At 26.0% G+C, this 24,363-nt stretch carries 22 protein-coding genes; 16 read left to right on the plus strand and 6 right to left on the minus strand.

What is annotated here, in order from left to right; genetic code table 11:
- Positions 1-1,257: AAA family ATPase (locus WC356_02960; GenBank protein ID MFA5382099.1), on the plus strand; the 1,257-nt coding region annotated here is incomplete at its 5' end.
- Between the two features lie 2 nt (positions 1,258-1,259).
- Here the strand turns inward: WC356_02960 and WC356_02965 are convergent.
- Positions 1,260-3,032, minus strand: a complete 1,773-nt coding sequence (locus WC356_02965) for an arginine--tRNA ligase (GenBank protein ID MFA5382100.1) — start codon at positions 3,030-3,032, stop codon at positions 1,260-1,262.
- Positions 3,033-3,142: 110 nt separating this feature from the next.
- On the opposite strand from WC356_02965, the gene WC356_02970 reads away from it, so the two are divergent.
- Entirely contained in the window at positions 3,143-3,949 is an 807-nt protein-coding gene (locus WC356_02970; protein MFA5382101.1) for a hypothetical protein, read from the plus strand.
- Between the two features lie 22 nt (positions 3,950-3,971).
- On the opposite strand, the gene WC356_02975 is transcribed toward WC356_02970, so the two are convergent.
- Positions 3,972-4,142, minus strand: a complete 171-nt coding sequence (locus WC356_02975; protein MFA5382102.1) for a hypothetical protein — start codon at positions 4,140-4,142, stop codon at positions 3,972-3,974.
- 182 nt (positions 4,143-4,324) lie between these two features.
- Between WC356_02975 and WC356_02980 the strand changes: the two genes are divergently transcribed.
- From WC356_02980 to WC356_03010, 7 genes are all read left to right on the plus strand, one after another.
- A complete protein-coding gene (locus tag WC356_02980) occupies positions 4,325-4,933 on the plus strand; it encodes a DNA integrity scanning protein DisA nucleotide-binding domain protein (GenBank protein MFA5382103.1) in 609 nt (202 codons plus the stop codon).
- Positions 4,934-4,974: 41 nt separating this feature from the next.
- Complete coding sequence (locus WC356_02985) at positions 4,975-6,090, plus strand: hypothetical protein (protein ID MFA5382104.1); 1,116 nt, start codon at positions 4,975-4,977, stop codon at positions 6,088-6,090.
- A complete protein-coding gene (locus WC356_02990; protein MFA5382105.1) occupies positions 6,087-7,646 on the plus strand; it encodes a hypothetical protein in 1,560 nt (519 codons plus the stop codon). Before WC356_02985 ends, WC356_02990 begins: the two co-directional genes overlap by 4 nt.
- A 79-nt stretch (positions 7,647-7,725) precedes the next feature.
- Entirely contained in the window at positions 7,726-8,376 is a 651-nt protein-coding gene (locus tag WC356_02995) for a peptidoglycan recognition family protein (GenBank protein ID MFA5382106.1), read from the plus strand.
- 174 nt (positions 8,377-8,550) lie between these two features.
- Positions 8,551-9,003, plus strand: a complete 453-nt coding sequence (nrdR, locus tag WC356_03000) for a transcriptional regulator NrdR (protein MFA5382107.1) — start codon at positions 8,551-8,553, stop codon at positions 9,001-9,003.
- 5 nt (positions 9,004-9,008) lie between these two features.
- Complete coding sequence (gene nrdD / locus WC356_03005; protein MFA5382108.1) at positions 9,009-14,870, plus strand: anaerobic ribonucleoside-triphosphate reductase; 5,862 nt, start codon at positions 9,009-9,011, stop codon at positions 14,868-14,870.
- Positions 14,871-14,908: 38 nt separating this feature from the next.
- Positions 14,909-15,607, plus strand: a complete 699-nt coding sequence (locus WC356_03010; protein MFA5382109.1) for an anaerobic ribonucleoside-triphosphate reductase activating protein — start codon at positions 14,909-14,911, stop codon at positions 15,605-15,607.
- Here the strand turns inward: WC356_03010 and WC356_03015 are convergent.
- Positions 15,604-16,683, minus strand: a complete 1,080-nt coding sequence (locus tag WC356_03015) for a CBS domain-containing protein (GenBank protein MFA5382110.1) — start codon at positions 16,681-16,683, stop codon at positions 15,604-15,606. The two genes, WC356_03010 and WC356_03015, sit on opposite strands and share 4 nt — an antisense overlap.
- Positions 16,684-17,082: 399 nt before the next feature.
- Here WC356_03015 and psmB point away from each other — a divergent pair, with 399 nt between their 5' ends.
- The 3 genes from psmB (at position 17,083) to WC356_03030 (ending at position 20,035) form a co-directional block, all read left to right on the plus strand.
- On the plus strand, positions 17,083-17,700 hold the full coding sequence (psmB, locus tag WC356_03020; GenBank protein MFA5382111.1) for an archaeal proteasome endopeptidase complex subunit beta: 618 nt from the start codon (positions 17,083-17,085) through the stop codon (positions 17,698-17,700).
- A 124-nt stretch (positions 17,701-17,824) separates the two neighbouring features.
- Positions 17,825-19,711, plus strand: a complete 1,887-nt coding sequence (locus WC356_03025; GenBank protein ID MFA5382112.1) for a beta-CASP ribonuclease aCPSF1 — start codon at positions 17,825-17,827, stop codon at positions 19,709-19,711.
- Positions 19,712-19,768: 57 nt separating this feature from the next.
- Positions 19,769-20,035, plus strand: coding sequence for a hypothetical protein (locus WC356_03030; GenBank protein MFA5382113.1), 267 nt, complete (start codon positions 19,769-19,771; stop codon positions 20,033-20,035).
- Between the two features lie 14 nt (positions 20,036-20,049).
- On the opposite strand, the gene WC356_03035 is transcribed toward WC356_03030, so the two are convergent.
- Complete coding sequence (locus tag WC356_03035; GenBank protein MFA5382114.1) at positions 20,050-20,802, minus strand: hypothetical protein; 753 nt, start codon at positions 20,800-20,802, stop codon at positions 20,050-20,052.
- A gap of 1 nt (position 20,803) precedes the next feature.
- On the minus strand, positions 20,804-21,388 hold the full coding sequence (locus WC356_03040; protein ID MFA5382115.1) for a DUF2085 domain-containing protein: 585 nt from the start codon (positions 21,386-21,388) through the stop codon (positions 20,804-20,806).
- Positions 21,389-21,439: 51 nt separating this feature from the next.
- Here WC356_03040 and WC356_03045 point away from each other — a divergent pair, with 51 nt between their 5' ends.
- Positions 21,440-21,844, plus strand: coding sequence for a translation initiation factor IF-2 subunit beta (locus tag WC356_03045; protein ID MFA5382116.1), 405 nt, complete (start codon positions 21,440-21,442; stop codon positions 21,842-21,844).
- A gap of 7 nt (positions 21,845-21,851) precedes the next feature.
- Complete coding sequence (gene eif1A / locus WC356_03050; GenBank protein ID MFA5382117.1) at positions 21,852-22,166, plus strand: translation initiation factor eIF-1A; 315 nt, start codon at positions 21,852-21,854, stop codon at positions 22,164-22,166.
- Here eif1A and WC356_03055 read toward each other — a convergent pair.
- Complete coding sequence (locus WC356_03055) at positions 22,146-23,123, minus strand: hypothetical protein (protein ID MFA5382118.1); 978 nt, start codon at positions 23,121-23,123, stop codon at positions 22,146-22,148. The genes eif1A and WC356_03055 overlap by 21 nt on opposite strands.
- Before the next feature lie 79 nt (positions 23,124-23,202).
- Here WC356_03055 and WC356_03060 point away from each other — a divergent pair, with 79 nt between their 5' ends.
- Both WC356_03060 and WC356_03065 read left to right on the plus strand, forming a co-directional pair.
- Positions 23,203-23,982 (plus strand): serine protein kinase RIO, encoded by a 780-nt coding sequence (locus WC356_03060; GenBank protein ID MFA5382119.1) that lies wholly within the window; start codon positions 23,203-23,205, stop codon positions 23,980-23,982.
- A gap of 83 nt (positions 23,983-24,065) precedes the next feature.
- A complete protein-coding gene (locus WC356_03065) occupies positions 24,066-24,347 on the plus strand; it encodes a hypothetical protein (GenBank protein ID MFA5382120.1) in 282 nt (93 codons plus the stop codon).
- The last annotated feature ends 16 nt before the right edge of the window (positions 24,348-24,363 follow it).

Genomic DNA, 24,363 nt, shown 5'->3' on the forward strand with positions numbered 1-24,363 from the left:
TTTCCAAAAGAAGCTACTTCTATTGAAGAGAATAGAATTAAAGAAATAATAAGACTAAGTTATTTTTATTATAAAATTAGTGAGTATATAACTCTTGATAAAGAAATAAGATTTACTGCTGAAGATTTTAAAAACTTTATAGTATCTAGGGAAGGATCATTAATGTATTTTTTTGAAGATATACAAATTAGTTCTTTTGCAAGTAATTATTGTATTAATGGTGGGTCTTTATTTTTAGATAAAGCAATTGAAAAAATAAAAAGTGAAAAACAAAGTGGAGAAAAAAAAATAATTCCGGACCCAGTTAAATCAAAAAACGATTTTAAACTTAAACCATCCCTAAGTGGGAGATTGAAAAATCATACTTTTAATGAAACAAAAAAATTTGCAAGAGAATTATTTGATTCTATTTCTCAATATGTTATTGGTCAAAATGATTCATTGCAAGATTTAATTTTAAATTTTATTACATATCTAAAAAATGGGACAACAGTACCTGTTTTACTTGCAGGAGGAACAGGAACTGGTAAAACTTTTATGTGTAAAAAGCTTTCTGAAGAATTAAACATTTCTTTTACTAATTTATCTATGCCTGAATTTACTCCTGAAGGTTATGTTGGTACAAATTTTTTAGATTTTATTTCACTAGAATTAGAACTAATTAAAGGTCCAAATATAGTTTTTTTTGATGAATTTGACAAAATAAGAGTAATTGATCATAGAGAGATATTTAAGTCAGAGCTCCAATACGAGTTTTTAAAAGTTTTGGATAGGGAAGGAATCTATAAAAATTCATTTTTTGTTCTTGCTGGAGCATTTTCATTCATTGAAGAATTTACAAAACAAAACATGATTGAAAATGGATTCATACCTGAATTAATGGGCAGAATTCAATTACTGCCTCCTTTAAATTTTTTAAATAAAGCTGCATACATTAGAATTCTAAAAACTTCAAAAGATTCTTCACTTACTCATTTTATTACTGAAATTAAAAGCTTGGGTTTAAAAGTTGATTTTAAAGATGAAGCAATAGAATTACTTGCAGAAACAGCAGTTGAAGAAGAATTGGGAGCAAGATCTTTAAATCAAAATTTAACTAGTCTTGAAAATCTTGTTAAAAGAGCTTTAATCTTTGATCCTGATGAAAACCGTGAAAAATTAATAATACTTAAAGACAATAAAGTAGTAATAACAGGAGATATAGTGAGAGAAATTATTCCTAAATCAAAAGAAGAAAATAAAATAGGATTTGGTTAATTTTACATTTTCTCTAATTCTTTTAAGCCTAATAAATTCATTCCTGTTTTAAGAGTCTGCGCTGTTTTTTCTAAAATCAATAATCTAAAGTTTTGTATCTCTTTATTTTCTTCTTTAAGAACGGGGCACAAATTATAAAAACTTGAAAATTCTGATGATAGACGCAATAAGTAATCACATATTTCATGAGGTTTTAATTCATTTGCTGAATGTTCAACTATTTCAGAAAATTGAGATAATAATATTAATAATTTTTTTTCATTTTCGTTTATTTTAATATTTTTTATACTAATTTTGGATATTGGTTTTTTGTTTTTAAGAATACTTATACATCTTACATAAGAATACATTATATAGGGGGCAGAGTCACCTTCTAATTTTAAAGCGTCTTCCCAATCAAAAGCAATTTTAGTTTCTGGAGAATATTTTAAAATATAAAAAATCATTGAGTTTGTTGCAATTGTTTTAGCAATTTCTTTATTTTCACAATTTTTTTCTAATGCTTTTTTAATTCCTTCTTCAATAAAATCATCAACTGAATATCCAATCCATGTTCCTTTTCTCCCTGAAAAATTTATATCTCTAAGTGTTATGTGTTCATAAGCAAGATGATAATAATTTTCTGCTTCTTTTTTATAACCTAATTTGTTTAATGCTTCTTTTACTACTTGTTGCGGATATGTTTGTTCAATACCAATTACATTGATTATTTTATCTGTTTTTATTTTAATTGATTTACCTTTTTTATTAGACATATAAGCAGTTTTTTTAGAAGGTTGTGTTAAAAATTTTGTATATTTAAAATCATTTTTCAATAATCCAAATTTCCAAAGATGAAATATTATATCTTTTCCAGTGTATGTTGCTATCCCGTTACTTCTAATTAAAATTTTATCTGGATTTTTCATTTTATCATATTCTCCCCCGGACATTTTTAGGACATAGCATCCTTTATTTTCTCCTTCTGTTTCTAAATGAATTATTTTATTTTTCTTTAATTTTTCCATTCCTTCTTCAAAAATTGTTCGCATAATATCTGATTCAAAAACTAATATTTCATGTTCTATATTAAAATTAAAACCAGTTTCCCATTGTGCTTTTACACATTTTTCACTTATCTCCCTTGCTTTTTTAGATGTTTTTTCATCATTTGTTTCTAATTTATGTAGTAATTCTTCAACTTCTTTATTTACTTTTTCATCATTCATTTTAGAAGCAACTTTAACATATTCTTTACCTATCCATTGGTCAAATTTTTCATTTTCTTTATCATTTAAATTAAGTATTCCCCATAAACTTTGAGCAACCTGTAATCCTAAATCATCAATATAGTCCATTCTAAGTACGGTATATCCAGAATATTCCATCAAGTGAGAAACAGAATTTCCTAATACTGCATTTCTAAAATGTCCAATGTGCCAAGGTTTATTTGGATTAACAGAAGGAAATTCTATAAGTATCTTTTCTTTTTTTCTTTGTTTTTTATATTTATAGTTTAAAGTTTTTTCAAAAAAACTTTTTGAAAAATAAATATTAATATATGGTCCAATTGTTTCTATTTTTTCTATATTTGTACTTTTTAATTTTTTAGCAATATCTTCTGCAATTTCTTTTGGATTTGTTTTTTGTTCTTTAGCTATTAAAAAAGATAAAGTACATGCTAAATCGCCAAATGAACTTTTTGGTTTTTCTAAGGAATTATAACATATACTATAATCTAATTTAGTAATTTTAGATAGTTTTTTTGATAATTCTTTTTTTATTTTATAATACATATATATTTATAACAAAGAATAGATATATAAATTTTAATAAAAAAATCAAATTTTGCACCAACCAAAACCTTTAAATACCACCTTTACCTAATAATTAGAGGTGTATTATTATGTCTCTTGAAATTTTTAAAGGATTATTTGATAAAAGGCAGTCAAATACAGAAGCAAGAGATAGCGGAGCATTTACAAAATATTTTAATGGTCAATGTAATGTCCTAGACGAACTTATTGAATGTGCAAGGATAGTTATACAAGAGAAGATGAATGAAGGTAATAGTTTTTATTATGATGAAGAATTAAATCTCCTTTTTTCAAAAATAAAAGAAGGATTTTTATCAAAATTAGAAACAAAAGAAGGCATTGAATATATTGCTGTAAGTTTGTATGCTTTTGATATTTTTTCAGAGTTTGATCATACATTTTCAAATGAGTTTTATGAATTGATTAAGAAAAAAATTAAAGAAGCAAAAGAAGATATTAAATTTTCAAATAGTTTAAAATTTAGATTATTAGCATCTGCAGAAAAAATGAAAGACAAGGAATTTTTAGATTATTTGTATAGTATGTTTGATAAACCAGATGATTTATTTTTTATTAAAACAAATAATATAATTAAATACCAAACTATAGAAGGTAAATTCAAAGAGTTAGATCCTTTTATCCGAAATTTAATAAAAAGTAGTATTGATTCAGCTGTTTTTTGGAAGAGAACAGGCCAAGGGGACGATGAATTAAAAAAAGCAATTTTTAGATGGGGTAAATTTTATTTTGAAGAATTAACTGAAGCTGCTAAAAAACATTTTCCAACAGAATTTTATGAAGCTTGGAATTCTATTTTTTCAAAAGAGTTTAATGAAGCAAATTTTAAAGCTGAATTAATGTTATATGAAAAGAAAATAAATTCTTGCAGGGATTAAATCCCCACATTTTAAAAAATATTTATTTTTTCTTTGCAGTTTTTTTCTTAACTGCTGTTTTTTTCTTTACAGTTTTTTTTGTTGTTTTTTTCTTTACAGTTTTTTTCTTAACTGCGGGTTTTTTCTTTACAGTTTTTTTCTTAACTGCTGTTTTTTTCTTTGTTGTTGTTTTCTTTTTTACAACCATTTTCATAACACCTCTTATTTTTATAAAAATATAAACCCCTATAACTTTTATAAATGTTCCTTCGTTTTTTAATGTTTTTTTATTTTTTTAATGTTTTTTTATTTTTTTAATGTTTTTTTTTATTTTTTTAATATTTTTTTTTTATTTTTTTAGATAAATATTTAAATTAACTGTTTGTAATTTATTTTATGAAATTAAATATTGATGAGATCACAAAGAAAAAAGTTTATGAAGCAGCGTTAGATACAGCTATTTTAATTGCTAAAAAAAATGAGGGAGGTTTAATAGTAATTGGAAATACAAAAGAATATTCTTGTCATTTTCCAAATTTTTTTGATAAAAGAAAATTTTATATCACTGATGAAGGAATGATTGAAGTTTTATCTAAATTAGGAATTGTTGATGGAGCAATAATTATAGAGGAAGATGGAAGAATAAAAGCATATGGTGCAAGAGTTTTAAAACAAGAAACAGCAAAAGGTTTTGGAACAAGACATTCAGCAGCTAAAGGAATTTCAAAAGAGGGTTGTTTAGCAATTTTAGCTTCAGAACAAGATAAAGTTGTAAGAATATTTAAAGAAGGAAATAAAGTTATGGAAATAAACCCACATACAAAAAAAATTGATAAAAATATTTCTAAAATAGTAAAAATTTTAACTAAATCAGAAACAGCTGGATTAATTGCAGGTGCTGCATCTGTTCCTATTATTGGGATACCTGGTGTTATTATTTTTGGGGGGAGTTATTTAGTTTCTAAGAAAATATTAGAAATGGTGAAAGAGATAGAGTTTAAATAAGTTTCTTTTAATAAATATATAATTATTTTTGAGGAATTTTTATGAATTTGCCAAATATCTATGAACGAGATTATAAAAAATTAATCATTTTACCTATTGTGTTAGTTCTTATCTCTTTATTTTTTATCCCTCAAATCAAAGTAGGTATAGATTTTAAAGGGGGGAGTGTAATTACATTATATTCAGATGCAGAAGTTGAAAATAATGTTTTAGAACAAGAACTTTTAACATCCAATATTTTAGTTCGTAATATTAAACAAGTTCAAACGACTTTTGGTAATGTTATTGAAATTGAAATCGAAAGCGATCCAAATATAGCAAGAGCAGAAGAATTAAGAAGAGATTTTTCAAATAAGATAGAAAATGTATCGCGACTTGAATCTTATATTTCTCAATCAAATATTACAAATCAATCATTAATAAATGAATATAATAAAGAAAGACAAGAAGTTAATTTAATTGTAGATGAAATTTTTAGATTATCTGGATATACGAACAAAACAGCAGAACAAGCTGAATCTGCAAATGAATTAAAAGAATTGTTTACTGATGAATATCTTAATGTTAAAACAAATTATGAAGATAAAATTGATACTATTCTAAAAAAACATGTGGATTATACTTCAATTACAGTTGATGTTGTATCCCCCAACTTAAGTTCTAAATTTATTGAAAAAGCAGTTTTTGTTACGATTATAGCTATATTTTTTGCTGTTATCTTAGCATTCATTGTATTTAGAGATCCTATTCCTAGTTTAATAGTTATGACTGGTGCAGCAGCAGATATAATAATTTGTTTAGGAGCAATGGGATTATTCCAGATTCCATTTACTTTGCCCTCATTTGCAGCTTTATTAATGATGCTTGGTTTTTCATTAGATACTGATATGCTTTTAACAATGAGAGTATTAAAACAACAAGAAGGAACAGCAAAAGAGCGAACTTTTGAAACAATGAAAACTGGAATAACAATGAGTCTTACTGATTTTATTGCTTTTGTTACTTTATTTATTCTAGCAACATTAACAAATATATCAACTTATAATGAAATTGCAGCAGTAACAATTTGTGGTTTAATTGGAGACGTAATAGCTACTTGGTTATTTAATGCAGTTATATTATTATATTATTTAGAAAAGAAAAAGGTGCGAATATGAGTTTTTCAGAATTAATAAAAGATAAAAGAGTTATTGCAATGTTTATAGTTACTGTGTTATCTTTATGTTTAGTTTATTTTGGTGGGATAAAATTTGGTATTGATTTTAGTGGGGGAACAAGAATTCCGATTTTACTTGAAAGCCCAGTTTCAAATGAAGTAATGGAGCAAATGACTGATACTATAAAAACAAGAGTAAGTACTTTTGGTTTAACAGAAGTTAAAGTTAGAGCTAGGGGAGAAGATGAAATTTTAGTTGAAATTCCTAGTTCTGATGAAGAAACAGTTAAACAGACAATTGATATATTAGAAAGACAAGGAGTTTTTTTAGCAGTTTTTGATGGTAAAGTAGCATTAAAAGGAAGTGAAATTTATACTGGATCAATTGCTCAATTGCCTGCAGAGAGAACAGGTTGGTGGTCAGTAGCAGTTTCTGTTAAGAAAGAAGCTTCAGATAGATTTGGAACTATTTCAGAAGGAAAAGCAAATTATCCAATTTATATGTTTTTAGACAGGCCGTCTGATACTTCAATTTTTATAACTGAAAAAAATTTAAAAGGGGACACTGAATTAAAAAATGAAGAAGCAATAATAATTTTGAATGATGCTTTAAAATTAGAAGGAGATTCAATTAGTTTATATATTTTAGATGCATTTGATAATTATAAGGAAGAATTAAATCCAAAAACTAATTATTCAAAAGCAATTATCCCCATAGGTACAGATAATGAAATTAAATTGTATTTACAAAATAAAGGATATACTGTTATTGAAAGAGAAGAACAGGATATGTTTCCTACTTATTCAATTTCCTCAACACATAATTCAGTAGTTGAATGGAAAGCAATTGGATTAGTTTCAGTTCCTTATTTAAGTGCATCTCTTGCTGGGGGCCCTACTTCACATAGAGGAACATATGCAATTTCTGGTCCTGGTGAAGGAACAACAGCCCAAGAAATGAATTATAACGCACAATTAAGAGCAAGAGAAATGCAATCTATACTTAAAGGAGGGGCATTACCTGTTGCAATTTCAGTTGGGAGTAAAACTTCAATTCCTGCACCTTTAGGGGCTAAATTTTTAGAATGGAGTGTTATTGGTGCATTAGCAGCTTTAATAATTGTTGGAATTGTAGTAGGGATAAGATATATGAGTTTAAAATTAATAATTCCGATATTAGTAGTAACTTTAATGGAATTGACTATATTAATTTGTATTATCGGTTTTTTTACTATAGATTTAGGTGCATTTGCAGGAATTATAGTAGCTATGGGAACAAGCATTGATTCTCAAATTGTTTTAGCTGATGAGTTGCTTAAAAAAGATGGAGCAGATCTTAGAACTAAAATTAAACGTGCATATTCAATTGTTTCTCATTCAAGAGCAATTGTGATTATAGCTATGCTTCCTTTATTATTATTTTCTGGTCTTGTAGAAGTAATTGGTTTTGCTACTTCAGCTATTTTGGGAGCATTAATTAGTATTTTATTATCGAGGTATGCATTCGCTGCTTTTATTGAACATTTAATTGTAGATAAAAAATTAAAAAAGGAATAATGTTAAAAAAAGAAGCATAAGAGTATTTATATTAATTTGAGAATATATAAATATAAAGTATACTGGTTTATTTTAAAATATGAAGCAGTTTTCTGTATACTTGGATGATTTGCATGCTATTTATTTGTTAGATCCAAAAATTAAATTTAATTTTGATTTTTTTAAAACAAAACCAAAAGAAATTTATATTCACCATACTGGGAATACACCTCATGATTTAGAAGAAGTTTATTCAATAGGAGTAACTAAATTTAATCAACCCTCTTATCATTTTATAATTGATAAAAAAGGAGCAATATATCAGACTTTACCTATTAATGTTATTGGCGCACATATTAAAAGACATAATGATAATTCTTTTGGTATAGCCTTATTAGATTTAATTTCTCCATCTTCTCCAACTGAAGCAATGAAATATTCATTAGATTCACTTATAAATCATCTGAAATATAATTATCCAATTGAAAAAGTATCTACACATTTTGAAGCTTCAATTTCTGATGTTAATGAAATAATTACACAAATAGGTATAGAAAAAGAGATCCCATTATTGAATAGACAGGAAGTTGGGGATTTAACAGTGGATAATGTTGAAAATTATAAGAAAAAGATAAAAGAAGAAATAAAAGATACAGATATTGATAAATTGATAAAGGATATCTTAAATCAACGTGTTGATTATGTTAAAAATTGCCCCGGCCCTTATTTTCATACTCTTTTAAATTTATAAAGTTGTTAAATTTGTAATATCATTTTGATATAATTATTGAATTTTATCTCTAATAAACTATATCATTTAAAAACCTATATGTTGTATCTATTTTAGTTTTTGAACACAATATGTTGTGTTTTTCACAATTAATTGTTTTCAAAAATTTAAGGTAATTTATTAAGAGGAATTAACATGAGATGTCCATATTGCATTTTTGAAGAAACAAAAGTTGTTGATTCTAGACAAGAAGAAGATGTTGTCAAACGAAGAAGAGAATGTGAGAAATGTGGGCGAAGATTTACTACTTTTGAAAGAGCAGAAATTGTTGAATTTTATGTTATTAAAAAAGATGGCAGAAGAGAACTTTTTGATAGAAAAAAACTCAAATCTGGAATTGTAAAAGCATGTGAAAAAAGACCCATAAGTCAAGATAAGATCGAAGAACTAGTTGATTTAATTGAAAGAACTTTAAGACAAAGAAAAACTTTTGAAATTCAATCTACCTTAATTGGAGATTGTGTAATGAAAAAATTGAAAAAAATTGATCCAATAGCATATATTCGATTTGCTTCTGTTTATGAGGAGTTTGATGATATTGAAGCTTTTGAAGCAACTCTTGTAAATCTAAAGAATAAAAAGGGGTGAAATGTATGGAAGTATCACAAATAAGAAAGAGAGATGGAACTATTGTTTTGTTTAATAAACAAAAAATTATTGATTCAGTTTGGAAAGCAATGCGTACTGTTAATGAAGGAGATAAAGATAGAGCTGAAGAAATAGCAGACCAAGTAGTAGAATTATTAAATCATAAATTTAGAAAAACAACTGCCCCCACAGTTGAAGAAATACAAGATGTAATAGAAGAAATATTAATTTTAAACAAGTATGTTAAAACTTCAAAAGCGTTTATTTTATACAGAAAACAGCACAATGATGTTAGAAGAATGGCTAGTTTAATGAATACTGTTGAAACTATCGAAAAATACATTGACCAAGCAGATTGGAGAGTTAAAGAAAATGCAAATATGACATATTCTCTTCAAGGATTAAATAATCATATTGCAAGTTTAGTAGTAGCAGAATATTGGTTAGATAAATTGTATCCTTCAAGAATTGCAAATGCACATAGAAATGCAGAAATACATATTCATGATTTAAGCACTTTAGGTGCTTATTGTGTTGGTTGGGATTTACAAGATTTATTAATGACTGGTTTTAAAGGAGTAGAAGGTAAAGTAGAATCAAAACCCCCAAAACATTTAAGAGTTGCATTAGGACAAATGGTTAATTATATATATACTTTACAAGGTGAAACAGCAGGTGCTCAAGCATTTAGTAATTTTGATACTTTATTAGCTCCTTTTGTTAGATATGATGGATTAGAATATAAACAATTAAAACAAGCTTTTCAAGAGTTTTTATTTAATATGAACGTGCCTACCCGTGTGGGCTTTCAATCATTAGCTTGGGATGAATTAGTTATAGTGAAATATAGAGGTAAAATAAGAACTATAAGGATAGGGGAATTAGTAGATAAAAAATTTATAACACATAAGAATCAAATAATAAATAATGTAGATGGATATGGAAATAAATCACAAGATTCTTTTGCAGTTCCAAATTTTGATGATTATGAAGTTTTAGGATTTGACAATAACCAAAAAGTAAACTGGTTAAAAGTTAAAGGATTTGTAAAACATAAAGTAAAAGAAAAAAGATTTTTAAAAATTAGAACTTCTAGAGGAGAAGCAAAAGTCTCACCTGCACATTCTTTATTTAAGTTTAATTCTAAAAGTATAAAACCAGTACAACCAAAAAACCTTACTATTTCAAAACCCAATGAGAAAATAACAGAAACTAATCATGTAGTTTCTATAGGTAAGAATATTGATCATCTTTTTGAAAATAAAAATAAACTAGATATCACGGATTTAATAAATGAATTGCCGGAGATTTATCAGTTAAAAATATTTGTAAAATTAACAAAATCAGAATATACTTCTTTTGAAAAAAATCTTAAATCATATTATTCAACAATAAAACAAATGCTTTATGATTTCGGAAGATTAGATAAAAGTACATGGTATGATTTAAGAAAGAAAAATGTTGTTCCTTTCAATATTTGGTATCAATTTGGAGATAAAAATTCGGATAATTCAAAATTCTATATTAAACCTTATCCAAATAATTATATAGGAAGATATTTAGATGGAAAAAAATTATCTGCATTTATTAAACTTGCTGCTTGGTATATTACTGAAGGAAAGGCTAATGCTTCAAGTATAAAAATTTCAAATTCAGATAAGGAAAATATTGATGAAATCAAAAAAATATTAAAAGAATTGAATTTATCGTATAATTTATCTTATTCTAATGGATGGAGTTCAAAAACAAAGAAAAAAACAAATACAAAAATAACTAATTTTGAAATTTATAATTTATATGGATATTTAATTAAGATTCTTTGTGGTGTAAATTCATCAACAAAACAGTTTCCCTCCTTTATATTTGATATAAATAAAAAATTAAAAAAAGAGTTTTTAGATACTTTAATTAAAGGAGATGGTTGGGAGTATCAGCAAAAACATGTTTATACTTCTAAATCGCCTTATTTATTATCTAATATTTCTCTTTTATTGAGTATTTTAAATAAAGATTATGTGGTTTCAAGAAAAGATAAACATGGATGTTACACTATTCATATTTTCAAAAATAATAGAAAACAAAAATTCCCAGTTTTAAATAATTTTGAAGCTTCTCCAGTTTATGAAATTGAGGATTATGATTATCCATTTGAATGGGAATATGATATTTCTGTTGATTCAAAAACTGAAAATTTTACGGGAGGAATTGGATTATTATTATTCCATAATACACCCTTTTCTAATATAACAATGGATTTAACACCCCACCCAAGTTTTAAGAATTTACCAGTAATTATTGGTGGAAAAATGATGGATGAAACATATGGGGAGTTTCAAGAAGAAATGAATATGATTAATCAAGTTTTTGCAGAAGCAATGATTGAAGGGGATTCAAATGGTAGATTATTTACTTTTCCAATTCCTACATATAATATAACTAAAGATTTTAATTGGGATGCACAAGAAATTCAAAAAGTTTTTGAGATGACTGCAAAATATGGAATTCCTTATTTTTCTAATTTTATAAATAGTGATATGAAGCCCGAAGATGCTAGGTCAATGTGTTTGCATGAAAGTGAAAATATAATCTATAAAAAAAATGGAGAAATAAAACATTCAACAATTAAAGAATTGTGTGATTCACATTCTTTTGAATATGATCATGAAGGCTGGTCAGACAATTCAGAAAAAGATTTAGAAGCATTATCCTTAAATCCAAAAACTTTGAAATTAGAATGGGAAAAAATATTAAGATTTGTAAAAATTGATAGAAATGAAGAAGTTAAAATTATTACTGAAGATGGAAAAAGAATTAAAACTTCTGAAAATCATTTAGTTACTATAGTTACTTCAAAGGGTTTAGAAGAAAAATTTGCTAAAGATATAACTGTAGGAGATTATATCTTGAGTTTAAAAAATGCAGATAGTATACTTTCAAATGAAATTCAAAAATTAGAAAATGAAGTATTAGATAAAGAACTGGCTGCAATTTTAGGATTTTTTACGGCAGATGGAAATTTCTTGTGGAATAAAAGAAATGGCAAAAAAGTGATTAGAGGATTACAGTTTACTTTTAATTATAATGAACCTAATTTAATATTTGAAATAAAATCTTTAATTGAAAATAGATTGAATATAAAAGTTAAAGAAAAGAAAGACCCCAGGTATAATACTTATTATCTTTATTTATATTCAAGTGGTTTAGCTAAAAAAATATACTCGGCAGGATTTAAAAAATATGGGCAACTTCCAAATGTGTTATTTAATTCTCCAAAAGAGATTATTAAAGAATTTTTAGATTATTTCTTTAAAGGAGATGGGTATGAATTAAGAAAAGAAATACATATAAATGATTTAGATCTTTCTAAAGATCTTAATATATTATATAATTTAATTGGTATCCCAACTACTTTTAAAATTAGGAAAAATAGCCAAGTTATTTATCTACAACATAAACAAAATGAAATAAATTCATTAGGTTTAGTTAATTCTCCTTGTTTATATGAATGTATTCCTGGTTTTATGGCAAAATCTACTTATTTAGTTCCTGGATTAAATAAAGGAAGAATGGTTAGTCAGATGACTTTACAAAAATACAATGCACAAACAATGGAAAGTGAAAAATATTTACAAGCTGATGTATATATAACAAAAGTTACTTCAATACAAAAAATAATACATGAACAAAAACAAAGGTTTTACGATATTGAACTCGGAAATAATCATCTTTTTGTACATTCATTGGGGACTATAACTCATAATTGTTGTAGATTAAGATTAGACAACAGAGAATTAAGAAAAAGAGGCGGAGGATTATTTGGTGCTAATCCCCTAACTGGGTGTTATGATGAACAAACAGAAGTTTTAACACAAAATGGTTGGATATTTTTTAAAGATTTAAGTAAAAAACATAAGTTGTTTACTTTAACAAAAAATAATGAAATTGAAATACACGAACCAAAAAAATTATTTAAATATGATTATGAAGGGGAACTTTATGAATTTAAAACAAAATCATTAGATTTATTAGTAACACCAAATCATAGAATGGTAGTTGATCAAAATTATAAAGATAAAAGAATATTTGTTGAAGCCCAGTATTTTGATGTTAATAATCATAGGATACCAAAACAAAGTATTTGGAAGGGAGAAGAAAAAGAATGGTTTATTCTTCCCAGTATTGATTTTACTAAATATGGTAGACAAGGAAGAACTCCATATAAAGTTGTTAGAGATTCATTAAAAATTGAAATGGATAATTGGTTGAAATTTTTTGGATTCTGGTTAGCTGAAGGTTCAACAGATAATTCAAAAATAGCTCAAAGACATGGTTATAGAGTAATGATTACACAAGTAAATAAGAAAAAACGAAAACAAATTAAAGAAGTTTTTGATAAATTGCCTTTTAATTACACAGAAGAAAAAAATAATTTAGTGATATGTAATAAACAACTTTGGACTTATTTACATATATTTGGTAAAAAATATGATAAATTTATTCCAAAAGAAATCAAAAATTTATCTAAAAGACAATTGAAAATTTTATTTGATTGGTTGGTAAAAGGAGATGGCCACATTAGAAAAACTACAGGTCAAATTAATTATTGGACAACCTCAAAAAAATTAGCTGATGATATACAAGAAATAATTTTAAAACTTGGGTGGTTAGGTACATTAACAAAACAAAAGAAAAAAGTATCAATAATAAAAGGTAGAAAAATAAATTCTCAAGCAACTTGTTATATTTTAGGTGTTCAAAAAGCAAAACATTATAGATTAAGAAAAAGCAATATTAAGAAGGTTCCTTATAAAGGAAAAGTTTATTGTTGTGAAGTAGAAAACCATACTCTTTTTGTTAGAAGAAATGGTAAAGTTACTTGGTGTGGTAATTCTATTGGAGTAGTAACGGTTAATCTTCCAAGAATTGGTTATTTATCAAGAACAGAAGATGAATATTTTGAAAAATTAGATGAAGCAATGGATTTAGCATATACTAGTTTAGAAATAAAAAGAAAAGTTTTAGAAAGTTTTACTGAAAGAGGATTGTATCCATATTCTAAATTTTATTTAAGAAAAATTAAAGAAACGCATAATCAATATTGGAAAAATCATTTTAGTACAATTGGTTTGATAGGAATGAATGAGTCTTTATTAAATATGTTTGGTTCTGGATTGTTAGATTCTGAAGGAAGAAAATTTGCTATTAAAGTTTTAGATCATATGAGAAAGAAATTAGAGGATTATCAACTAGAATCCGGGAATATATTTAATTTAGAAGCAACCCCAGGAGAAGGAACAACACATAGATTAGCAAGAATAGATAAAGTTCAATATCCTAATATAATAGTTGCTAATGAACAAACTTATCAAGAAAGAGGTGCAGCACCTTATTATACAAATTCAACTCAATTACATGTTGCTTCAACTATTGATTTATTTGATGCATTAGATGTTGAGGACGAGTTGCAAACTAAATACACAGGAGGAACAGTTTTTCATACATTTTTAGGAGAAAAAATAAATGATTGGAAAATGGCTAGAGAATTAGTTAAAAGAATAGCACATAATTTTAAATTACCTTACTTTACATTAACTCCTACATTTAGTGTATGTCCAGTACATGGATACTTATCTGGGGAACATGAATTATGTCCAAAATGTGATGAAGAGATAGGATATGCAGGTATGATTAGACAATTAAATTCAGGAAAACAAATAGACCAAGAAATTTTAGAAGCAACTAAGAAAAAAAGAAATTATTGTGAGGTATATAGCAGGGTTGTGGGTTATATAAGACCAATAAAACAATGGAATGCAGGAAAATATGAAGAATATAAAGAAAGAAGGGTTTTTGACAAAAACCTTTAATTTGTTTTCGTATATTAATATTGTGGGAGGTTAGTATAATGGATTTTGCTTACATACAAAAAACAAGTTTAATTGATTATCCAGAAAATATTTGTTCTACTATATTTACTATTGGATGTAATTTTAAATGTCCGTTTTGTTATAATAGAACATTAGTTATTCCAGAAGAATATCCTAAGAATCCATTGTCTAATGAACAGGTTTTATCAACTTTATTTAAAAGAACACACTTTGTGCACGCAGTATGCATTACTGGTGGCGAACCAACAGTTTTTGATGACTTATACGATTTTATTAAATCTCTTAAAAAAGAAGGGTTTTTAGTAAAATTAGATACTAATGGAACAAATCCAAAGATGATAAAAAGGTTAATAGATGATAAATTATTAGATTATGTTGCAGTAGATATAAAAAATTCACAAATAAAGTATGCTAAAACAATTGGTTTAGAAAGTTTTGATGCATCTAAAATTAAAGAAACTGTTGATTTATTAAGACAAAATAATATCTCATTTGAATTAAGAACAACTATTGTTCCAACAGTTCATAATATTGAGAGCATAGAAGAAATTGGGAAATGGGTTGGTGGTGGAAAATTTGTTATTCAAGATTTTAGAAGAACAAATTCTTTAATAGATCCTTCTTTAATGAATGTGATTCCATTTTCACAAAATGAGCTGGAAACATTTAAGAAAACTGCAGAAAAATATTTTGATAAAGTAGAATTAAGAATTTAATGTGAAGTATGATAATTTACTCCGTGTTTTCTTACAGTTCTTTTTAAATTTTCTAATGATTCATTTACTGCAGAAGGTAAATTCCATTCATTTCCAGTTGTTTTAATAACCTTATTTCCAATTTCTAATCTAGCTATAACTGTATATTTATTTCCATATTTTTTAACATGCAAAATCAATCCACCTATATCTTTATTTGATTTTGTTAATTTATCAAATACTCTTTTACTTTCATCTAAAATTTCTTGGTAAAATGATTTATCGTATCTGTCTAATCCACTAATATAAATTCTTGTTTCTTCTTTCTTAGATTTCATAATAGTTTCAAATACATCTTTTGTACTTATCAATCCAATAGGTTTTTTGTCTTTTACAACTATTAATGAAGCGACATTTTTTTCAATCATTCTTTTAACTGCTTCATTTAGTGTTTTTTCTGGAGAAATTATTTCAATTTTTCTTTTAATTAATTGTTTTATTGGTTGTTCCCATGGTTTTAATTTATCAGAAGTTAATTTTGGTAATCTTTCTGTTGGTTTAATAAGTTTTAAACCAATATCAAAAGTACTTAGTATTCCTCTTAAATATCCTTGTTCATTTACAACTGCAAGTCTTCTGACTCCATTTTTTCTCATTTGGGTTATTGCAAGATTTACATCAGCATTTTCTTCTATTGTAATTATGGGTGAAGACATAACTTCTGAAATTCTTTTTTTTGGTATCATTTTTTCTTTCATGAGTTCTTCTAAAACTCCTAATCTTGTGATTATACCAAGTATTTTTTCATTTTTTGATATTATAGCCAAATTTGATACTCTTACACTAAAAAACGCTTTTGTAGTTTCTATTATATCTGTATCTTCTTCTATTGTTGGTGCTCTAAATGCAATACTTCCACACGGAGTATTACTTGGATCTTTAACTGGATGTTCACTTATATGTCTTGCATCTAAAATACCAAAATATTTATCATCTTTTAAAACAATTATTGATTCATTATATTTTGAAATTTTATCTTGTGCTTTTGAAATACTTTCCTCAAAATTTATAGAAATTACCTTTTTTTTATTAATCATAGATTTCACCTATCAAATTTAAAACTGAAAAGTTTAAAAAGGCTATATTTATAAAGAGTTTTGCTCTTAAACATATTAATTTGTATGCAGGGTTGACAGATCGGCTATGTGTTCGGCTGCAGAAAACCCTTTTTCTTTTAAAAAAAGAAAAAGCGTTGTATCCCAAAAAAGAAACTAGGGAGCAGTAACCGAAATAGGGGGGTTCAAGAAATTTTTTCTTTCTTTAGGAAAGAAAGAAAAACTTTCATTAAAAAGAAAGAAACCTAAAAAAGAAAGAAAAAATTAGAACAACTCCCTCACCCTGCTTTTTTATTTTAAAAAATAAGAAGAACCTTTTTAAATATTCTCATATTAATAGAAACATAGAAGAGTACTTATTTTAGTAAACTAGGTGATAAAGTGGATGATTCTAACAACGTAAAAACTGGGACAACAACATTAGGATTAATTTGTTCTGATGGAGTTGTATTTGCTTCTGATAAAAGAGCAACTATGTGGCATTTTATTGCTGATAAAAATATACAAAAAATATATAATATAACAGATTATATTGCTATAACAACAGCTGGAAGTGTTGGTGATGCACAAGCATTAGTAAGATATATGCAGTCAGAAATAAAACTATATGAAACAAGGGAACAAAGAAAAATGACTATTCAAGGTGCAACAACTTTAATGTCAAATATTTTATTTGGTTATAAAATGTTTCCATTTTATGTTCAATTAATAATTGGAGGAGTAGATAAAGAACCAAAATTATACTCATTAGATCCTGGTGGAGGGATAACTTCTGAAAATTTTATTTCAACAGGAAGTGGCTCTCCAATTGCATATGGGGTTTTAGAAACAAATTATAAAATTAATAAAACTATAAAAGAAAATTTACCTATTGCAGTTAAATCTATTGCAACTGCAATGAAAAGAGATAGTGCAACAGGAGATGGAATTGATTTAGTTTCAATAGATAAATCAGGTTTCAAAAGATATTCAAAAGAAGAGATAGAAAAATTGTTATAAATTTATATTTTAAGTATCAGAATTTAAATATGCATTATAAAGTTAAATTTTCAAAGAGTTGATTTTTATTTTAAATGAAATTCTAATAGCAGTATTTTATTAGATGTTTTAAGAGGGGATAACAGTGGACTTTAAAGAGATAGAGCAAAAAATAAAAGAAATTGTTCCTGAGGGTTGTGAAATAACAAAAATAGAACCTGAAGGGCTTGATATAGTAATATATGTTAAAAAAATAAAAACATTTTATGATTCAGAGTATTTAATAAAAAGACTTTCTGGTGCAATTAGAAAAAGAATAGTTGTAAGGTTAGAGGATAATTTATTAATGGAACCTGAAAAAGCAAAGAAGAAAATACTTGAATTAGTTCCAAAAGAAGCAGAAGTAGAAAAAGTAAGATTTGATCCTGTTTTTTCAGAAGTTTGGATTGAATCAGTAAAACCAGGATTAGTAATAGGTAAAAAAGGATTAACTTTAAGAAGTATTATAGAAACTACGGGTTGGGCGCCAAAAATTTTAAGAGTACCAACTATGAAGTCTGAAACAATTGAAGGAATTAGAAATTCCTTATTTCAAGAAACTAAAAAAAGAAAAAAATTCTTAAATAAATTAGGAAAAGACATATGTAAAACTGTTGAAAAAAGTGAATGGGTAAAAGCTACAGCATTAGGTGGATTTAGAGAAGTTGGAAGATCTAGTGTTTTAATTCAAACTCAGAATTCTAATATATTAATTGATTGCGGGATTAATCCTGTTGTTTTTGAAGGTCAAAAAGCATTTCCTTATTTAAAATCAATGAATCTTGAACCATCTGATTTAGATGCAGTAATTCTATCACATACACATCTTGATCATACTGGTTTTGTACCTTATTTATATGCATATGGATATCAAGGCCCCATATATTGCACTGAACCTACAAGAGATATGATGATAATGCTCCAAAGAGATTATTTGAATATAGTAAATAAATATGCAGGTACAACAGCCCCATATGCAGTTAAAGATATCCATGAAGAATTATTACATACAGTTACAATTGGATACAATGAAGTAGTTGATATAACCCCAGATATTAAACTAACTTTTTATAATGCAGGCCATGTTTTAGGAAGTTCAATGATACATTTACATATTGATAATGGATTGCATAATCTAGTTTATACTGGAGATTTTAAATTTGGTTTTACAAGATTATGCAATAATGCAAATAACCTATTTCCAAGAGTAGAAACTTTATTTATGGAAAGTACATATGGAGGAAAAAATAATGTTTTACCAGATAGAAGAGAAACAGATGAACAGTTAGTATCTTTAATTGAAGAAACAATTAATAATGGAGGAAAAGTTCTTATTCCTGCTTTTGCAGTAGGAAGATCACAAGAAGTTATGCTTGTTTTAGAAGATGCATTTCAAAATGGTAGGTTAAAAGTTCCTGTTTATTTAGATGGAATGATTTTAGAAGCCTCTGCTATTCACACCGCATACCCAGAATATTTAAGGAATACATTAAAAAGAAAAGTTCTTTCAAATCAAAGTCCTTTTGAATGTGAAATATTTGAAATACCAAGCGATAGACAGGCAGTAATTGATGGTGGCCCTTGTGTAATTATTTCTACTTCAGGTATGGTTGCAGGAGGTCCTGTAATGGAATATTTGAGAAATTTAGCAGATGATCCAAAAAATTTAATGGTTTTTATTGGGTACCAGTCTCCTTTATCATTAGGAAGTAGAATTCAAAGAGGAGAAAAGGATATCCCATTAGTTAATAAAGAAGGAAAAAGTGAAATGATAAAAATGAATATGCGTGTTGAAACAGTAGAAGGATATTCAGGACATTCAGGAAGAAAGCAATTAATGGCATTTGTACATAATATTTCTCCAAAACCAGAAAAAATATTTGTAATGCATGGTGATGAAAAAAGATGTTTAGATTTAGTTCAATCAATAAAAAATACTTTAAAAGTTGAAACTAGAGCACCTATGAATATGGATACAATTAGATTGAGATAAAATTAATTCAAAACATTTTTAAACTCTAAGCAATATATTATTTTATTGTGATTATATATGGCTAGGAAAAAAATAAACCCAGACATTTCTGAGTTCTATTTACTTTTATCAGCACCAGAACTTTTTGATCCAGAAGAAACATTTTTATTTAATGATGAATTAGATAAAGATCAACAAGAGATGCTTGAAGTTTGGGCTAATAAATTTAATTCTCAATTTATAATAAGAACAGAAGATGAAAAAATTGCAATTGTAAAAAAAGAAAAAGCTAAAGCTGAATATAAAAAACAAGAAAATAAAGAAAGAAATAAAAGAAAAATTTAAAAAAAGAATTAAATTTATCTAAGAAATTTAGCTCCTAATAATCCAAAGAACCCGCTTAATATTGGAAAAGATATAATTGTTATAAATAATCTTGTTATTATTCCATTCAAGCTAAGTGTTGCATCTCCTCCAGATATTGTAATAAGAGTATTTAAGGTATTAGTGTCTAAAAATCCAAATATATTTGTCATTAATCCATATATTTGAACCCCTAAAAATGCACCTAAAGATATTATTACAATTAACGAAACTATTGATGCTAATATCCCAACAAGGATTCCAGTTATTATGCCTTTTTTAATTCCAATATTAGTTTTATAATCTTGTTCTGCTTTTAAATAAACAATAGAAAGTATTCCTGCAATTGGCATAATAATGAAAAATAAAAGGCTTAGAACAGGCACACCGCATAATATACCTGCAAGTATACCAATGAATAAAACTGGAGTAATTACATCTGAGTCTATTATATTATTTTCATTTAAATTTTTATTTTGTTTAAACAAATTGCTTAATATTCCAGGGGAGTTATTTTTATTTTGAGTATATTGTTGTTTAGCATTTTGTGGCCTGTTTTTTTGAAATATAGGTTTCTCGTTTTGTGTATTTCCTCTTCTTTCTTCTTTAAGCATCTTTAAACCTACTCGCATGCAATTTTTGCAGACAAGTTCTGGTTCATCATCACCTACGCAATCTTTACACACAGCTTTAAAACAAACTGAACAAATACCAACCGCGTCTGTTTTTGGATGAAAATAGCATTTCACATTAATTACCTCTTTCTTTTTTATTTTTTCTTTTTACCTTTATCTTTTTATTGCTTTCTGTTTTTTTACTTTTGTTTAGTAATCCAATTATAAAAAAAGGCATACCAAATCCAGCAATAAATCCAGTAATTATTCTTATTGTATTCGTACTTTCTCTTAGTCCTATTATTTGAGTTAAACCATCAATTGCTAGAGGTAAAATAATTAATATAAATAACCATAATGGAAGTGGGTTATTATAATTTTTATTAAATATCCATATTATTATCCCCCCAATGAGCATAGAAAAGAAAAATGCAGTATCTCTTGAGCATACTGGGAATTTTATGCCTTTTCCTATTAAATTATTTACCCTAATTTCTTTAGTATTATTCTCATATTTTGTATTTTGATTATAACAATCAGCTATGGATGTTTCATATACACATAAAGATCTTTGAGTTATTTGATGGCAAAAAAAAGAAAAGAAGTGATACATTCCCGTTCCTACATTATTATTATTTAAATAAATAAAAGGTGTGCTGAATATTAAGATATTAAATAATAGTAAAATGATAATATATGTTTCTAATATTGATAACCTCATAAATTATTTGTTTCACTTAACTTTTTAAATACCTACATACAAAAGTTAATTATGGAAAATTATGAATCTTTATTAGATAATGCATATACAACCTTGCCAAAAAAAGCTCAATCTGGAGAGAGATTTGAAGTCCCAAAACCAGATATCTCTCTTGAAGGTTCAAAAACTATAATTAAAAATTTTGATCAAATTTTATCAAAATTAAGATCTGATAAAACTTTTATATTAAAATATTTTAATAAAGAGCTTGCAGTACCTGCATCTTTAGAAGGAAAAAGATTAATTTTATGTGGTAAAATACAACCAAGACTTTTTAATGAAAAATTAGATGTGTTTGTTAAAAAATATGTTTTATGTCAAGAGTGTGGAAGACCAGATACTAAAATTCAAGAAATTGAAAAAGGAATTAAAATAATGATTTGCGAAGCATGTGGTGCAAGAAATCCTATAAGGTGATTGTTTAATGAGTGAAAATGATGATGAACAGAAAACAAATAGAATGAGACTTCCAAATGAAAAAGATAAAGAAGTCTTAGGAATAGTAGTAAGTTTATTAGGAGCAGGCAGGCTGCTTGTATCTTGTTCAGATGGTAAAGAAAGAGTTTGTAGAATACCAGGTAAAATGAGACGTTTTATTTGGGTTAGAGAAAATAATTATGTAATTGTTAAACCTTGGGATATTGAAGGAGATTCAAAAGGAGATGTGGTTTGGAGATATAATAAATTCCAAGAAGAATGGTTAAAAAAGAACGGGCATTTAAAGAATATTGATCTCTAATTTTATAATTTGTTTAAAACATAAATCTATTTTTTCTTTATCTATTCTTGAATCCTTTTCAATTAATTCTGGATCAAAATAGATTAATATACAATCTTTATTTTCAAAATTTTCCTTTATCTTATTTATCTCTCCTGGAGTTCCTAAAGTAATTCCTAATATACTATTTTTTATTAAAATATTCTGAATAATCTCAATTTGTTTTTTATTTGAAACTAAAATAACTTTTTCTTCATCTGAATTTTTTAAAATTTTAATTAATTCTGTTATTTTTGAATCCTCCTGATTTAAAGTATTTAATAGAATATTATGAAATTCTTTTTCAAATAAAAAGAAATTTTCAATATAACTAAATTGATCTGTTTTTGTTAAAATACTTTTAACTTTTTTACTCCTAATAAAAGTTAGGGCCTCTTTTCTCCAATTTTTTCTATCTGTCTTTTGGGTTAAAAAATCTACTACTTTTTTATCAAAGTTTTCAATTTCTGTAAAAGACATATTTAATGAATTTTTAGTTATTGAATCTAATGTTTTTAATTCTTTTAAAATATTTAAGATTTCATGGTCTAAATAAGAGAGAAACCTTTCAATTCCATTATATTTTAAATAATCCATCATTCTTTGAATAATTAAAATTGTATTAAAGTAATTATTATGATATTTTTTTCTTTTGTGATCAGTTTCATTTTTTATTTGTTCTAAAAAAAAGGTTACTGTTTCACTATTTATATATAAAATAGGTTCTGGAATTAAGCTAAATACTTTTAATGTTCTTATCAATCTAGAATGTAGCTGATTTAAATACATATATATCTCATTTTTTTTAAAATCTGTCTTATACACTCGTATTTTTGGAGTATCAAATAAGGGTAATAAAGGAAGCTTTTCAATAGGTCTTATTTTTTTATTATTTCTTATTTCGTTTCCCTTTTTTATCCTTTTTTCATTTTTTGTCATAATATATTATTCTTTTTTGCGTTTTTAAAGGTTTTGAATGTAGGCATATTAATAAATACTTCAATTCTAAATGTAATACATGGCATTATCACAATCAAAGAAAAAAAGACCTGAGAGAGAAAAAAAACAATTTAAAATTAAGCGCAGGATAGAATCACAGGTTTTTGATATTCCAACCCTAAAAGAACTTTCAAGATTAATTGGTAAGAGAGTTTTTGATACTTTGGATCATCCAATAGCAATAGGTAAAGAAGCAAAAGTATTTAGAGCTACTAAAGAAACAGTTAATGGAAAAAAAACGTATTTGGCAGTTAAAATTTTTAGAATAGAAACTTCTTCTTTTGATAAAATGACAGATTATTTAAAAGGAGATCCAAGATTTGATAGAGTTAAAAAAAGAAAATTAGAAATTATTAAAGCTTGGACTAGAAAAGAATACATGAATTTGAAAATTGCTTATAATGCTAAAATTAATGTTCCAAAACCAATTGGTTATACACGGAATATATTAATAATGCAGTTTTTAGGGCAGAAAGGAGAACCATACCCAACATTACAGGAATATGGTCCTTTAGATGCTAAAGAAGAGTTTAAGCAGTTAATTAAAGATATGAAAAAATTATATGAAATTGGGTTGGTACATGGGGATCTCAGTCCATTTAATATATTACAAACGCCAAAGGGATTATATATAATTGATGTTGGTCAGGCAGTTATTTTAAAACATCCTAAAGCACAAGAGTTTTTAGAAAGAGATGTAAGAAATATAATTAATTATTTTAAGAAATTTGGAATTAAAAAAACACCAGAAGAACTTTTAGAATATATTCGAGGAAAAATAAAAGACAAACCTTTTTAAATACAGAAAAGTATATCTAATATAACATATTATATTAAATTGTAATGTGAGTATTTTTAAATAATATTAAAATAGGTGATAAAATGAATAAATTATGTATATTTTTTACCCCAAATAAAAATTTAGTTAGAAAAATAATTGATAATCCAACAGAAGTTATAGATAACTTAAGTAAATTTTTATTAGTCGAAGAAAAATTAGAAATTAGAAAAGCAAGATTAAATAAAAGAATTGGTTTAGAATCTAGAAGATGTTCTATAGAAAAGCCAAATAAAAAGATGGAAGAACTTTTAATAGAGAAAAAAATACTTATGGAAGCGGAAGAAAGATTATATTCTAGATTCCCAGATAGAAATAAGATATAAAAAAATGAGAATGTAA

It is taken from the genome of Candidatus Micrarchaeia archaeon, from assembly GCA_041653315.1.
Taxonomy (GTDB): domain Archaea; phylum Micrarchaeota; class Micrarchaeia; order Anstonellales; family JAHKLY01; genus JAHKLY01.